The 14,767-nt window shown below is 33.3% G+C and carries 12 protein-coding genes; 3 read left to right on the top strand and 9 right to left on the bottom strand.

All coding sequences use genetic code 11. The features are described 5' to 3' along the window. Positions 1-56: 56 nt before the first annotated feature. Positions 57-1,691 carry a PorP/SprF family type IX secretion system membrane protein gene (locus tag B2Z27_RS03630; RefSeq protein ID WP_286812614.1) on the top strand — a complete coding sequence of 545 codons (1,635 nt, stop codon included), beginning with the start codon at positions 57-59 and terminating at the stop codon, positions 1,689-1,691. A gap of 55 nt (positions 1,692-1,746) precedes the next feature. Here the strand turns inward: B2Z27_RS03630 and B2Z27_RS03625 are convergent, their stop codons facing one another. Next, positions 1,747-2,340: a TetR/AcrR family transcriptional regulator gene (locus B2Z27_RS03625; RefSeq protein WP_286812613.1), complete on the bottom strand. Its 594-nt coding sequence runs from the start codon at positions 2,338-2,340 to the stop codon at positions 1,747-1,749. 110 nt (positions 2,341-2,450) lie between these two features. Then, a complete protein-coding gene (clpB, locus tag B2Z27_RS03620; protein WP_286812612.1) occupies positions 2,451-5,051 on the bottom strand; it encodes an ATP-dependent chaperone ClpB in 2,601 nt (866 codons plus the stop codon). A gap of 157 nt (positions 5,052-5,208) precedes the next feature. Here clpB and ytxJ point away from each other — a divergent pair, with 157 nt between their 5' ends. Beyond that, positions 5,209-5,604: a bacillithiol system redox-active protein YtxJ gene (ytxJ, locus tag B2Z27_RS03615; RefSeq protein WP_286812610.1), complete on the top strand. Its 396-nt coding sequence runs from the start codon at positions 5,209-5,211 to the stop codon at positions 5,602-5,604. A gap of 28 nt (positions 5,605-5,632) precedes the next feature. On the opposite strand, the gene B2Z27_RS03610 is transcribed toward ytxJ, so the two are convergent. After that, positions 5,633-6,817, bottom strand: a complete 1,185-nt coding sequence (locus B2Z27_RS03610; RefSeq protein WP_286812609.1) for a hypothetical protein — start codon at positions 6,815-6,817, stop codon at positions 5,633-5,635. Positions 6,818-7,064: 247 nt separating this feature from the next. On the opposite strand from B2Z27_RS03610, the gene glyA reads away from it, so the two are divergent. Continuing rightward, positions 7,065-8,339 (top strand): serine hydroxymethyltransferase, encoded by a 1,275-nt coding sequence (gene glyA, locus B2Z27_RS03605; RefSeq protein ID WP_286812608.1) that lies wholly within the window; start codon positions 7,065-7,067, stop codon positions 8,337-8,339. Positions 8,340-8,365: 26 nt separating this feature from the next. Here glyA and B2Z27_RS03600 read toward each other — a convergent pair whose 3' ends face one another. The 6 genes from B2Z27_RS03600 to B2Z27_RS03575 all read right to left on the bottom strand — a co-directional run bounded on the left by B2Z27_RS03600 (position 8,366) and on the right by B2Z27_RS03575 (position 14,749). Then, complete coding sequence (locus B2Z27_RS03600) at positions 8,366-9,004, bottom strand: hypothetical protein (protein ID WP_286812607.1); 639 nt, start codon at positions 9,002-9,004, stop codon at positions 8,366-8,368. 155 nt (positions 9,005-9,159) lie between these two features. Beyond that, positions 9,160-9,828 carry a response regulator transcription factor gene (locus B2Z27_RS03595; RefSeq protein ID WP_058102938.1) on the bottom strand — a complete coding sequence of 223 codons (669 nt, stop codon included), beginning with the start codon at positions 9,826-9,828 and terminating at the stop codon, positions 9,160-9,162. Between the two features lie 76 nt (positions 9,829-9,904). Further along, entirely contained in the window at positions 9,905-11,941 is a 2,037-nt protein-coding gene (locus tag B2Z27_RS03590; protein WP_286812606.1) for a tetratricopeptide repeat-containing sensor histidine kinase, read from the bottom strand. A 92-nt stretch (positions 11,942-12,033) separates the two neighbouring features. Beyond that, on the bottom strand, positions 12,034-12,210 hold the full coding sequence (locus B2Z27_RS03585) for a hypothetical protein (protein WP_215998131.1): 177 nt from the start codon (positions 12,208-12,210) through the stop codon (positions 12,034-12,036). Positions 12,211-12,346: 136 nt separating this feature from the next. After that, a complete protein-coding gene (locus B2Z27_RS03580) occupies positions 12,347-13,078 on the bottom strand; it encodes a LytR/AlgR family response regulator transcription factor (protein ID WP_286812605.1) in 732 nt (243 codons plus the stop codon). 144 nt (positions 13,079-13,222) lie between these two features. Continuing rightward, entirely contained in the window at positions 13,223-14,749 is a 1,527-nt protein-coding gene (locus B2Z27_RS03575; RefSeq protein ID WP_286812604.1) for a hypothetical protein, read from the bottom strand. Positions 14,750-14,767 lie beyond the last annotated feature (18 nt).

Below are 14,767 nucleotides of genomic sequence, written 5' to 3'. Positions count from 1 at the left end.
AACTAAAATTACTTCAAAATAGTACTATAAATAGTCTAATTTTTGTTTTTTTGCATATGAAAAAATTTTGTGGGACACTTCTTATTGGTTTTGTAGTTCTTGGTCTTAAGGCTCAGGAAGTAGTACTTCCTACCGATTTTAGGCAACAAAACTTAACTGAATACAACGGGAGTATAGTAAACCCTGCATATAGTTTAGACCGTAATAATCCATCTTCTATAGCATTTTGGTCTAGATGGCAGTGGCAAACTTATGACGGTGATCCAACTTCTCTCTTTTTAAATTATACAGCTAGGTTAAATGATGTTTCGGCTGCTGGTATTGGCTTTTTTCAACACAATACGGGTATTTTTTTAAATACAGGGGCAAACTTAAATTATGCGTATAATATTGCACTTGGTGAAGATATCTTCTTAGGGGTAGGGTTAAATGTTTTTGCCTTTCAACAAAAATTAGCTGATGATCGTTTTTTTGTTCCTAATCCTATACAGACCTCCGCTGAAAATGACTTTATACTACAAATGGCTCCCGGTATAAATTTAAGTATCGATAGATTTAATATTGGGTTGACTTCTGAAAATTTGTTCGATTATAATTTTACCACTAACGAACGTAACACTAGTCCTGATGATAGGATGTTTCAGGCATTGGTAAGTTACGATTTTCCTGTAAGTGTGTTAAGTAGTGATGATAGTTCAGTATTTAGACCAATGCTGTATTATAAAACAATTCCAGGATTGGATAATCAAATCGGGTTAATCACCTTATTGACAACTAATAAATATTGGGCGCAAGCTGGGTATAATAGTTTTTATGGATTTTCAGGTGGTATTGGTGGTCGTTTCTTTAAGAGATTATCTTTTGGTGCATTGGTTGAAGTGGGTACAAGTTCAGATTTAAAAGGTCAAGATCCTACATTTGAGCTGGTCACTTCTTATAAATTAGGAAAACAACAGACACTCGCAGAAGAGCTTGAAGAGCAACTAATTGCTGAGGAGAAAAATAAGGAAGAATCACTTGGTCAGCAAGAGGAAGTTGAAGTGGCTTCTACTGAATTGACCAAAGCAGAAAAATTGGCTCTAAAACGTGAGTCTAAAAAACAAGAACGTTTAGCGCTTATAGAAAGTAAAAGGTTAAAAGATTCTATTCAAAATGCATCTAGACAATCAGATTTGGCAGTTAAACAATCTAAAAGGGATATTAAAAGAAAGCGTGACTCGCTAGAGAATGCCAAAGCAGAGCAAGCTTTGGCAGAAGCAAAGGCTTTGCAGCAACAAAGGCAAAAAGACTCCATAGCGGCCGTAATGAAGAGAGAGGCAGAAGCGGTTGCACTGGCACAACAAAGAAGACAAGATTCTATAGCTGAAAGTAAGGCTTTGGCAATGAGAAATGAGGTTGTGGAAGTAAAAGCTGGTGAAAAATATGAAGAAGTTACCAAAGAAGGGTCTTTGGAGCCGGGGTATTATTTGATCGCCAACGTTTTTGGAACTAAAAAATACTTGGATGCTTTCTTGGCAGACATGAAAAAAAGAGGAATAAATGCCAAATCTTTCTTTAGGGAAAAGAATAAATATAATTATGTATACTTAGCTAAGTTTGATTTTATCAAAGATGCTAGACAAGCAAGAGATTCTAAATTGAATGGTAAGTACACGGATAAAATCTGGATATTCAGGGTAACTGGTGAGTAAAGAACTTTATCTCTTACAAAATAGACCCTTGGTTAGAACTGAAATAAGTAAAAGCTTATTTCAGTTCTCTTTTTATAAGCACTTCTAAATAGCTAACCGTATTTAATAGATATTTACGGTCTTTGGTTAAAGTAGCCATTGCAATGGATCCTTGTATTATAGTGAACAATTGCTTTGAAAACTGTAATGGTGTAACCGGTAATTTGAATTCACCACCATTTATTCCATTTTCAAAAACCAAGGCAATTTTACCTTCAATTTCCTTAATGGTTTCTTTAGCGGCAGCGGCAAGTAATCTGTTGTTATGTTGAGCGTCAATTCCAACATTTAAAATAGGACAACCTCCCATATTTAAAGTGAATACATCATATTTTTTATAGAATTCTATTAAATTCTTAATCTTTCCCATAGCATTTCCATCAATTGACAGATGTTCATCTATAGCAGTGAGAAGTAGATTTCTATTAAATTCAAATGCAGCTAAGGCCAAAGCCTCTTTATTTTCAAAATTCCCATACAAAGCACCTTTAGTAAGATTGGTGGCCTCTGTTAAGTCGCTCATACTGGTACCTACGTAACCATGTTTGTTGAAAACAGGTGAGACAGTCTCAATAATATAAGCGGTAGTTCTTTCGGCTTTTGTGGACATATAAGACTGTTTTATGCGAATATAAAAAAATCTATACTGTATGGTATATAATGTTCATAAAAAAAGCGTCCATATAAAAATATGAACGCCATTTATCCTAATTGTTTAAATTAAACGGTAATATCCTCTTGATTTCTAAATACTAAACTGTTATCAAAAGCATCTAACAACACAACACTGTCAGATTTGATTTCTCCACTTAAAAGGGATTTGGACATATTGTTCAGTACCTCTTTCTGAATGGTTCTTTTAACCGGTCTTGCACCAAATTGTGGGTCAAAACCTTTTTCTGCCAAGTAATCGATAGCTTCTTCTGTAGCGTCAAGAGTTATCTGCTGCTTATCAAGCATTTTCTTTAAATGCTCTAATTGAAGTCCAACAATTTCTTTAATGTTATCCTTGGTTAAAGGCGTGAACATTACAATGTCATCAATTCTGTTAATGAACTCGGGCCTAACCGTTTTCTTTAAAAGTCCAAGAACTTCAATTCTTGCGGTTTCAGATGCGCTATAAACATCATCAGTATTTTCAAAGGTTTCCTGTATAATATCGCTCCCCATGTTACTGGTCATGATAATAATAGTATTCTTGAAATCTGCAACACGACCTTTATTATCCGTTAACCTGCCTTCATCCAATACTTGCAATAGAATATTGAAAGTATCTGGGTGTGCTTTTTCAATTTCATCCAATAATACAACGGAGTAAGGTCTTCTTCGCACGGCTTCCGTCAATTGTCCGCCTTCGTCATACCCCACATATCCTGGAGGTGCACCAACTAATCTACTAACCGAGTGTCTTTCTTGATATTCGCTCATATCAATTCTAGTCATGGCATTTTCATCATCAAATAAATATGAGGCAAGCGTTTTGGCAAGCTCGGTTTTACCGACGCCAGTAGTACCTAAGAAAAGGAATGATCCAATTGGTTTCTTTGCATCTTGTAAACCAGCTCTACTTCTTCTAATTGCATCGGATACGGCTTCAATGGCCTCTTCTTGTCCTACAACCCTTTTATGAAGTACACTTTCTAGCTTCAATAGTTTTTCACGCTCACTTTGCAGCATTTTGGTCACAGGTATACCTGTCCATTTAGCTACAACTTCGGCAATATCATCACTGGTAACTTCCTCTTTAATTAATGTTCCCGAGTGTTGTTGATTGCTAAGGTCGTCTTGTAATTGTGTAAGTTTCTCTTGCGCTTCCTTTATTTTACCGTATCTGATTTCCGCAACTTGACCATAATCTCCATTACGTTCCGCACGTTCTGCTTCAGCTTTGAAATTCTCAATATCCTGTTTTGTCTGTTGTATATTGTCAACTACAGATTTTTCACTTTCCCATTGTGCAAAAATTTCATTTCGTTCTTCCTTAATGTTTGCAAGCTCTAGGTTTAAAACCTGTAGCTTTTGCTTATCATTTTCTCTTTTTATGGCTTCGATCTCAATTTCAATCTGCATGATCTTGCGATCAAGCACATCTAATTCCTCTGGTTTAGAATTGATTTCCATTCTTAATTTAGAGGCAGCTTCATCCATAAGGTCAATTGCTTTATCCGGCAAAAACCTATTGGTAATATAACGTTGAGAAAGCTCAACGGCAGAAAGTACGGCCTCATCCTTAATACGTACTTTATGATGTGCTTCATATTTTTCTTTAATACCTCTAAGAATTGATATGGCACTCTCTGTATCTGGTTGATCTACCATGACTTTTTGAAATCTTCGTTCTAGGGCTTTATCCTTTTCAAAATACTTTTGGTATTCATCTAAAGTTGTTGCACCAATTGAGCGAAGCTCTCCTCTGGCAAGAGCAGGTTTAAGAATATTTGCGGCATCCATAGCTCCTTGGCCACCACCAGCTCCAATTAGTGTATGGATTTCGTCAATGAAAAGGATGATATTGCCATCTGCACTAACAACTTCTTTAATAACGGCCTTAAGGCGCTCTTCAAACTCACCTTTATATTTTGCACCTGCAATTAAGGCACCCATGTCTAGAGAATAAATTACCTTATCTTTTAAGTTTTCTGGAATATCTCCTTGAATAATTCTATGGGCCAAACCTTCTACAATTGCTGTTTTACCTACACCTGGTTCACCCACCAAAATAGGGTTGTTTTTGGTGCGTCTAGATAGGATTTGTAGGATTCTGCGAATTTCTTCATCACGCCCGATCACCGGATCTAATTTACCGCTATCAGCTAACTCATTTAAGTTTTTGGCATATTTCTTTAAAGAGTTATAACTGTCTTCAGCGCTTTGGGAAGTAACCTTTTCGCCATTTCGCAATTCATTAATTGCAGAAGCCAAATGCTTTTCGGTGGCACCTTGATCTTTTAAAATCTGTGCTATTTTACTTTTTGATTTTAAAATAGCTAAAAAGAGATGTTCAATGGATACGTATTCATCATCCATATTTTTGGCAATAATACTGGCTTCATTTAAAGTTTTACCACCTTCTCTAGAAAATTGCAACTCACCACCTTGTACTTTAGGAAAACTGGATAACTCCTTATCAAGAATTTGTTGAACCAAAGAAAAGTTGATACCTAATTTTTTAATTAAAAAAGGCATTACATTTTCCTCTACGCCTAAAAGAGCTTTGAATAGATGTTCGTTTTCAATTTGCTGATGTCCGTAATTTTGGGCAATCAGCTGGGCTTGTTGAATAGCCTCTTGTGATTTTATTGTGAAATTATTTATGTTCATTATCTTTAATTTTAGTTTATTGTAATACTTTTGAACATGGTATTTCAACAATCTTACCATTTAAGATTGCAAGACAAAATGGCGTATTTTTTGCTTAAATAAACGACATTTAGTCAGTTCTACTGTAATTGGAAAACAATATTAAATTAAGGATTTTATGGGATTATTTGGTGGATTATTTGGAGGTTCAAAGAGTGGGGAAGGTGATAATTCATCTAATATACCTTGGATATCCTTAACATCTATAGATCAATTAAAGGATGTTAAGGAAGCTTCAAATAGTAAGCCCCAACTCATATTTAAGCATTCTACCACGTGCGGAATAAGCAGAATGGTTTTAAATATGTTTAAAAGCAGTTATAGTTTGGAAGAAGGACAAATGGATTTGTATTTTCTGGATCTACTAGCTCACAGGGATGTCTCTAATGGTGTTGCGTCAGAATTTGGGGTGACCCATCAATCTCCACAACTTTTGATCATAAAAAATGGGGAAGTAGTGGTACATGATTCGCATGGGTCAATTTCAGAAATAAACATACATCAATATGTTTAAAAAGAGCCCCGTAATTACGGGGCTCTTTTTAATTAAAGCGTTGATTATTCAGTATATTTTTAAGATTGTTCTTTAAATCTTCACCGGCATCATAAACCATTTGTTCATTACTTGGAAATGGTACTCTGGCCAATTGTAATAAAGAAACCAAGTCATTATCCAAAGCCCTTTTATCCCCATCGTAATTGGCATAAACATGCTCAAATACAAATTGACTAGATAAAGGATATTGATTAATTTTTTGTTGTTTTTTTAAGTCGATAAAGCTTACGACACCTGTAACTTGTGCGCTTTTAAATTGCGTAAATTGGTAAAAATCACATCTAACAGTTTTAAATTTATCCACTTTAATACTATTGCCAAGACTGTCAGCAACAACATTGCCATTTTGATCTTCAACAAAAGTATAACCATCCTTAATTTGTTTTTCTTTACTTATTTGTTTCTCCCTGATCTGTTCAGGAGAAATATTTATGTCTTGAAAAGACACCTCCATTTGGTAATCATACAACTGGTTTTGAATTCTGTTGGTATGATATTCTGTCCAGTTTGTATTTAATCCGTACGTATTTAAATTTAAAAGTTCATCTTCCAATCTTTTCGGAATTATCTGGTCTGTATTATTGGTCATGTTCACAATAACATAATCTAGCCCTTTTAGGTATGCTTCATCAATTTTAGAGACCACATCTTTATAGTTAGGGTTTGTTTCATTTAAATAATTAAGGTCGCTATAAGCATTTCTATAATCGGATTTATAATTAGCATTTGACAATAGGGTAGTTGCTTTGTTATATAGAAATTCAGATAAAGCTGTTTTTGAGGCTATGATATCGTCATCATAATTTTTAAAATTGAACTGAGCTTTTCTACCTTCATCTTGAATATGCAATGGTAGTAAAGGACGAATTCTCTCTTGTATAGACTTTAATCTATTGTATGTATTGAATATCACCTCATAGTTCGCGGCATTACCATCCTTTTTTAAGAACTTAATGTGCTGTAGTTCCCTTTCGGTATTCTTTTTAAACCCTTCCTCTAAAAGAACAATATATTGTTGATTGCTTTTTTTGGTCTTGTTTTCGGCAATATTGATTACTGCTTTGTTAATGGCAGTCTCATAATTTCCCGAATTTAGAGCCTCCTGCGTTTTCTTTACTCCACTACAAGCTAGTAGTAGTCCAATAAAACTAAATAGTAGAAATTTTTTCATATCTATTATTTTTAAAATTTATAGATGTTATTCAACAGCCGTGCCATAATTCATTTTTATAGTTAACGTTTTAAGGCGCTTAATAGTATATTTTCGATAAACGACATATAGTTGTCATTATATAAGCCTTTGATAGAGGTGTAGTTATTAACTTATTTTAATAAATAAGTTATGCGATTGTGTCATTTTTTATATTTCTTTAAGTGTGCTATTTGTATTTTTGCCACTTATTTAAAAGATATAGCACATGCAACGCGATACCACAATTTTTAATCTTATTGAAGAAGAGAAACAACGCCAAATCAACGGCATTGAGTTAATTGCCTCTGAAAATTTTACAAGTCCTCAAGTAATGGAGGCTCAAGGTTCTGTACTTACCAATAAATATGCCGAAGGATACCCTGGTAAAAGGTATTATGGTGGTTGTGAAGTAGTAGATAAAGTAGAGCAATTGGCCATAGATAGGGCAAAAGAGTTATTTGGTGCAGCATATGCGAATGTACAACCACACTCTGGGTCGCAAGCAAATGCAGCTGTATATCATGCATGTTTAAAGCCAGGAGATAAAATTTTAGGTTTTGATTTATCACATGGAGGTCATTTAACGCATGGTTCTCCCGTAAATTTTTCTGGAAGATTGTATACCCCTGTGTTTTATGGAGTAGATAAGGAAACCGGAAGGTTGGATTATGATAAAATTCAGGAAATAGCAACAAAAGAACAACCAAAATTGATAATTGCAGGTGCATCTGCATATTCAAGGGATATGGACTTTGAACGTTTTCGTAAAATTGCCGATAGTGTAAATGCTATTTTACTTGCAGATATTTCTCACCCTGCAGGTTTAATTGCTAAAGGACTTTTAAGTGATCCAATTCCGCATTGTCACATTGTTACAACAACAACTCACAAAACGTTAAGAGGACCAAGGGGAGGTTTAATATTGATGGGCAAGGATTTTGAAAATCCGTTTGGTATTAAACTTAAGAATGGAAACTTAAGAAAAATGTCGGCATTATTGGATTTAGCGGTTTTTCCAGGAAATCAAGGAGGACCTTTAGAGCATGTTATTGCCGGTAAAGCAATTGCCTTTGGTGAGGCTTTGACAGATTCATATGCTGCTTATATTTCTCAAGTAAAGAAAAATGCCGATGCCATGGCTAAGGCCTTTGTAAAACTAGATTACAATATTATTTCTGATGGTACCGATAATCATATGATGCTTATTGATTTAAGAAACAAAGATATTTCTGGTAAAGATGCGGAGAAAGCCCTAGTGTTGGCTGATATCACAGCAAATAAGAATATGGTGCCATTTGATGACAAATCTCCGTTTGTAACATCTGGTATTAGATTTGGGACAGCAGCAATTACTACTAGAGGTCTAGTGGAATCTGATATGGAAAAGGTTGTTGAATTTATTGATCAGGTAATTATGAATCCTGAGAATGAATCAATAATAAAAGAGGTTAGAGGTAAGGTCAACGAAATGATGAAAACAAGGCCAATATTTAATGCCTAAGTAAGTTTAGTAATGATTTGGGGTTTTTATTCAGATAAAAACTCCAAATCACCACTTACATATGTATTTTTATTTACATCATAGATAGAGGCCTCATCATCTTTATCTAGATATATGCCCCAAAATTCAGAGTACGATTTAGGAGCAATATTCAATTCCTCTTCGTTATTGTCCGGGTTTTCAAGCGTGTCTTCAAAAATGGGGACAAAAATTTCATATGGTTTTTGCGTTAATCCTCTTGTTAGAAACACATAATTAAACGCAATCTGTTTTAATATGTCATTCAGCTGGGTGGGTATGCTTTTGTCATAAATACGTTTTATAACAACACTTGTATCATTTAAAAAGAATGTTAGTTCTTCAATATCAATATGGTACTTGTTTTTTAAGTCAAGAATTTCTAATTCTTGTTGTAGTGGAGATTTTTCTTTGCCGTTATGCCCCCATCTATCCGTATTAAAATGGGCTAGTAGTTCTAATAAATCCAAATTGCAGGAAATTTCCAAAACTAAGCTAATTGAGTTAAATGTAATATGCTTGTTATTTAGCTTAACACTAGAGAAATAATGGAAGTCTAACGATTTTAAAAACTCATCTATACCAATGATTTCCTTGGTATATTCGGATTTAGAATTATTAATAAAATTTTCGTAATTAAATGGCATACGAGTAGAAATTTATAGCATTCTTTATCATAAAGATACTTTTCTAACTTCAAAATCTGATATAGAAAAACCTTAGAATTTCAGAGGATATTATTATAAAATGAATTAAATTTTTATAAAATCCTGTAAATCAATAGTTTGAAAATATGCTAATTCTATAGAAATCCTCTTGTTTTAGCCTCGTTAATTAAGGCAAGGTCATTTCCGTTCTTAACGTCAAAAAGTGCTTTTAGCTGCCTTTTTCTAGCTTCAACAGTTGTATTTGCAGATCCAATTAATGGGGCTATGTCTCTAGTGTGAATTCCTTGAGATAAATGATATAATATTTTCTGATCTTGCTCATCAATAACAATGTCTGTCGACATTCTTCGTCTAATTGCAGATAATGCACTAGCGGTATAGTAAGGTGAATCGTTTGCTATTGTTTCAACCATGGTTTTAAGAGACATTTCATCGATCTCGGATTTTACCATGTAACCATCAGGATTAACCGTTTTAAAAATGTTATTAATTCTGTAGTTATCACTGTAAGATGACATGAAAACAACTTTTGATTTAGGAACTTCATTTCTAGCAACTATACCTAAATCTATACCAGTTCTTGGGTCTTTGGATTCTGGAGAGAACAACTGAATGTCCAATAAAATAATGTCATAAGGTACTGCTCTTTTTGACATTTCAATTTTGCTCTTTCCTTTTTCGAAGTTCGTTGCTATTTCAACTTTAACATTAAAGTTGTCAAATTCAGAATCTTCTAAGATATATTTATATCCAAGAGCAGTCATTTCATGATCATCTACCGCTAAAATTCGTACAGTGTTCATAAGTTGTGATTCTAATCTAATTTACTAAACGTATTAATATAAACTATTATTATTTGTAAAATTATTACTTTCTATTTTAAATGGGGATATTTAAAGATATGGTAGTGCCCTGGCCTTCGGTTGAGTCTATATGAAATGAACCATTTAATTTTTCAATTCTAGAAGTAATATTTCTAATTCCAATTCCTTTTTTACCCTTAATTACATTGTAGCCAATACCATTATCGCTCATAATGACATTAAACTGTTCATCATCTCTGTAAAACGTAACTTCAAAGAATGAGCATTTTGAATGCTTAATTGCATTTTGAAAAGTTTCTTGTATAATTCGGTATACGTTAATTTTAATTTCACCAGCTAGGCTATCCCAGTTTTCATCTTCATTGAAGTGGAAAATAGTTTTGATTTTGGTGTTGCGATTATTGGCAAGCAGTGTTTCTACTGAATCTGTAAAGTTGCTAATTTTTTGATAAGCGCTATGGCTCAATTCGTGTGAAATTGCTCTAATCTCATTCTCAATTTCTTGTAATGATCCCAGGGCTTTTGATTTTTCTTGAATAGCTTCATCCGTGGCACGTTTATTTAAACCTGTTAGTATCATTCTCGCACCCAACATTTTACCTAAAACCCCATCATGTAGCTCTTCTGAAATTCGTTTTTGCTCTAGCCTTTTTACTTCATCAACTTTTTGCTTTTGCATTAACATCAAATTAAAAATCTCTTGATTGTTGGCTTGCTGTTGCTGATCAAACCTTAATTTTTGATTTTTTGCACGTTGGTTGATAATGATGTAGACAGATAGCCCCAGTAAAAAGAAACCGGTAGCAATACCTATCCAAATTTGCTTTTGCTTGGAAAGAACCTGTTTTTCACTTTCCAACTCAATATTTTCTGCAATAAATTCGTCAGTTTCAAAACGTATACGGGCAAATTTATTCTGTTGTTTACGTTCTTCAGATAGTAGACTATCATTTAGTTTAGTAAATTTTTTGAAATAATCTGAAGCATTATTCTTGTCTAAAATGGCTAAGTATTGCCAAGTTTTTAATAACTGTTCGTTTGAACTAGATTCCCGTGCTAAATTTTCTGATTTCTTTAATTTTTCAATAGCATTTATAGTGTCTTTTGCATATGCTTTATATTCAGCATAGTTGAAATAACTTGAAGATAAACTGGCAAGTTCATTTTCTTCTTTTTTTATTTCAATTGATTTTTTGAACAGATTCTCTACATTCAAAGTGTCCTGTGCATATAATTTAGAAGTGGCTAAATTACTAATCGCTTTGGCAAATAAACTGGGGTGTTTTATGTGTAAATTATTTATTTTCAGTACATTTTCAAAGTTGTGAATTGCTTTATCATAAAGTTTAAGATGCCTATAATTTACACCTATGTTATTAGAAACACTTGCCTTTTCAATAGTACTATTTGGTGTCTTTTCTAAATAAAATAATGCTTCGTTGTAATACGCTAAAGATTTGTCAAATTCTTTCAAATCCCCCAGTACAATTCCTAATAGATTATAACATCGATATAGTTGTTCATAGTCATTTAAGATTTTAAAACCTTCTATTGCCTTTATGGTATTTGCTTCGCTACCTACATAATCTTTAATCTTCATTTGAATGACTGCCATATTTAAATACATGCGGCCCATAAGTTCCATGTCTCCAGTACCTGAAAATATGTTGAGTGCTTCTGAATAATAGTAAAATGCACTATCTTTTACAATATTATTGTCTAAAAAATACGCTAAGTCATAATAAGCGTATCCTATAGCGGTAGAATCTTTAATTTGCTTATTTATTAAGATGGCTTCTTTATTTATTTTTCGAAATAATAAGCTATCTGAAAGAAACTGCTGGTTAAATGAAAGATTAGAAAAATACTTTGATTTTAAGGTGTCATTAGATGTATTCTTTGCTAGTTGAAAGGCTTTATTTTGTAATTCTAATTTTCTTTCTGTATTTGCGTTGTAACTTTCATCTATCCATATAGATATGCTGTCATTTTCTTGCTTTTCTACTATAGGTGGTTTTGCGGATTCTGTTTTAGAACAGCTAAAGCTAAGCAGTAAGCAAGATAATATTAATGATAAATAGTACTTATTCAAAAATGGGTTTTAATATGATAATAAAACCAAGGTATAAAAAAAGCCTTTAACGTTCGCGTTAAAGGCTTTTTTTGTATTAATATTTTTTAAATCTATGCAATCTTTTTTGGTGGTTTTCTATCATCTGGTGGCAATGAGCAATCGTTGCAGGTTAAAGCTTTTGATATATCATTCACATTTTCAATTTCATTTGATATATTTTGAGATGACATAGAAGCCATACCAACTGCCATTACTGCTACTGCTAAAATACTTGTTACTTTTTTCATACTGTGTGTTTTAAGGGGTTTTTGGTTTATTATACTACCAAAGTAATATGATAAAGCCGGTTACAATTGATAAAATCACAGCTATGAGTGGATGATTAGGTTCTGTGAGTATATGACCTAATTTTGAGAGAATTCATTAATTTAAGGCGGAAAGTGTGTTTTTGTTCAGTATGCTTTTTAAATTGTCCATATTCCCACGGTAAGATTTAGAGAATGGGATATTTTCGTTTACCTTTTTTATGGCGCATATAGATTTACCAAAGTTTATACGAGAGACATAATTGGTGTTTACAATATAGCTTTGGTGAATACGCATAAAGTTCTTGGGCAAGGTATTCTCAAAAGTCTTTAACGTCTTATATGCATTAATAATTGTGCCGTCTTTCATGAAAAACTCCGTTGTATTATTATCTGCCTTTAGATATAAAATATCATTGGTGTCCAAATATTGAAAATCGTTATATGATTTTAAGCATAGGGTAGCCGGTGCATTTTCCTTTGGCATGCGCTTTTGAAGCTTCATCAATGATTTACGAATATCAAATTCATTGAATGGTTGCAACCAATAATCAAAAAAACCGTTTTTGATTGCATCATATGCGTAATTCTTGGTTGTAGCAATACCGATCAAAATAGGAAGCTGATTCATATATTGATGAATCTCGGTAATCATTAAAAAAACAGAGGCATAGTCATTATTTAGGTTTATGAAAACAATATCTGGGGAATATTTAAGAATATCGTTTAAACCATCAGAAGGGTTGTTCGTGGTATTTATACACTCAAAATCGCCATACTCATCTAAGAAAGCATGTAACTGTAAATTTGAAACAGCATCAGAGTCTATTATGGTGTAAGTATAATTCAAATGATATAGCGTATACCACGAAATTAAACATAGGTTATAAAAGGTTGACCTAGAATGTCCTTATAAAAACAGAGGATATATTTATAAAATCAATGTTTATGGGGTTTGTGAGCGAAAAATCTTGCAGATAAATAAGAATTATAACTAAAATTCCATTTCAATTGCTTGATAAGCACCTAAATCTGGAGAAGATATTCTTGAAATTCCTAAAATATCATAAGGTACGGCGTTTGCTGTATCTACATCCCCTTTGTTAAAGGCTTCACTTTCAAATCCTATTCTAAAATCGTTATCAATGGGTGAAAAATAATCTAGTTCTCCGGACATAATGATATTGCTAAAAAATGCCGTGTTATCGGGGTAATTTGAAGCATTACTTTGATTGATTTTGATAAAACAATTTTCAAAGGAATAATTAAATGTATGTTGCCCGTTAGGGTTCAATGAAATTTCAATTTGACTATTGCCATCAATAATTGAATTTTTGAATTCTGCTTTTTGCAAGTCGTATGCTACTTCAGGATTGGTTTTAGTATCGTTTCTAATTTCCAAAGCAGCATTGAACCTAAAACCTTTGTTCCAATAATTGGATATAGTTGAATGTGTAAAGCTATAATATCCACCATTTTCTATAAGTAAAGACGAATTACCTGCACTGCCTATTACTAAATTTTCCCCTGTAATATTTGCATTTCTTGCCCAAAGATTAGTGGTAGAACTGTTGAAAATTTTGGTATTTGTTATGGTTAGGGTAGATTCAGAATTGTTTTCCCTTCCCTCAACAAACAAACCAATTTGTGCATTCTTAATGGTTAAATAATTTATGGTATTGTTCTGACTTCCAGAGCTTATCCAGATAGCTCCCCATTGTCCTGTAACGTTATCAAAATCCGGTTCAAGTCTGTCACCTTCAAATAGTACTTCCCCTTCTAGGAGTTCTTGGTTGTCGCTGAGCTCTCCATTTATTGAAATGGAACCTCCATTTTTTACCAAAATACCAGAATTCTGATGGAAGTGTATTCTAGATCCAGCCTCAATATTTAATTTTTTGTTCTCCTCAACTATAGCGTAGCCATAAACTACGTAGGGTTTATTGCTTTTAAAGGTTAAAAAGTCGTCTGTTAGCACAAATCCTTCTAATTCTATAGGTTCTGTTGATTCGTCAATTTGAACATCTATTATTTCAGATTGACTCTTTAATTCGGTGTTTGGGTAAAGGAATATGGCATCTTTTGCTAAGGTTACTAATTGCACAGATTGTTGATACGGCCCACTATCGAACTGAATAGCGTCTGTATAAAGTAATTCATTAGCTGTGGGTTCTACAATATCAATGGTTGTTTCAATTAGAATAAAAAGGCTGTCCTTTGCATAAATAGGTATATTATTAAATTCATTACCGGCGACACCATCAACATTAAGTCTGTAGAAACTCGCAGTGCCATTTTCAAGAGCTATATTAGGTATTACCACATCGTCCTTCGTGTCATTAAAAACCTTTAGCGTGTACGTGCTACTACCAATATTTGAAAATACGGTATCTAGATAGACAGTATCCTTGGAAAAAGAAAGATGACCATTACTGGGTGCATATTCAAAATCTTTTCTACATGATGCGGACCATAGAATGGCAAATAGCAGCGGTAAGATGATAAATATTTTGGTACGCACGTAATTCTAATTTTACAA

The organism is Maribacter sp. UBA3344 (assembly GCF_002362375.1).
GTDB lineage: Bacteria > Bacteroidota > Bacteroidia > Flavobacteriales > Flavobacteriaceae > Maribacter > Maribacter dokdonensis.
The sequence above is the reverse complement of the archived record's forward strand: the minus strand, read 5'-3'. Positions and strand labels throughout refer to the sequence as shown.

What these genes read in the sequence shown, in the direction of transcription:
- B2Z27_RS03625 (WP_286812613.1), bottom strand. Translation starts at nt 2,340, where the DNA reads ATGTCCACAAAAGCCGAAAGAACTACCGCTTATATTATTGAGACTGTC.
- B2Z27_RS03610 (WP_286812609.1), bottom strand. Translation starts at nt 6,817, where the DNA reads ATGAAAAAATTTCTACTATTTAGTTTTATTGGACTACTACTAGCTTGT.
- B2Z27_RS03595 (WP_058102938.1), bottom strand. Translation starts at nt 9,828, where the DNA reads ATGAACACTGTACGAATTTTAGCGGTAGATGATCATGAAATGACTGCT.
- B2Z27_RS03630 (WP_286812614.1), top strand. Translation starts at nt 57, where the DNA reads ATGAAAAAATTTTGTGGGACACTTCTTATTGGTTTTGTAGTTCTTGGT.
- glyA (WP_286812608.1), top strand. Translation starts at nt 7,065, where the DNA reads ATGCAACGCGATACCACAATTTTTAATCTTATTGAAGAAGAGAAACAA.
- clpB (WP_286812612.1), bottom strand. Translation starts at nt 5,051, where the DNA reads ATGAACATAAATAATTTCACAATAAAATCACAAGAGGCTATTCAACAA.
- B2Z27_RS03585 (WP_215998131.1), bottom strand. Translation starts at nt 12,210, where the DNA reads ATGAAAAAAGTAACAAGTATTTTAGCAGTAGCAGTAATGGCAGTTGGT.
- ytxJ (WP_286812610.1), top strand. Translation starts at nt 5,209, where the DNA reads ATGGGATTATTTGGTGGATTATTTGGAGGTTCAAAGAGTGGGGAAGGT.
- B2Z27_RS03600 (WP_286812607.1), bottom strand. Translation starts at nt 9,004, where the DNA reads ATGCCATTTAATTACGAAAATTTTATTAATAATTCTAAATCCGAATAT.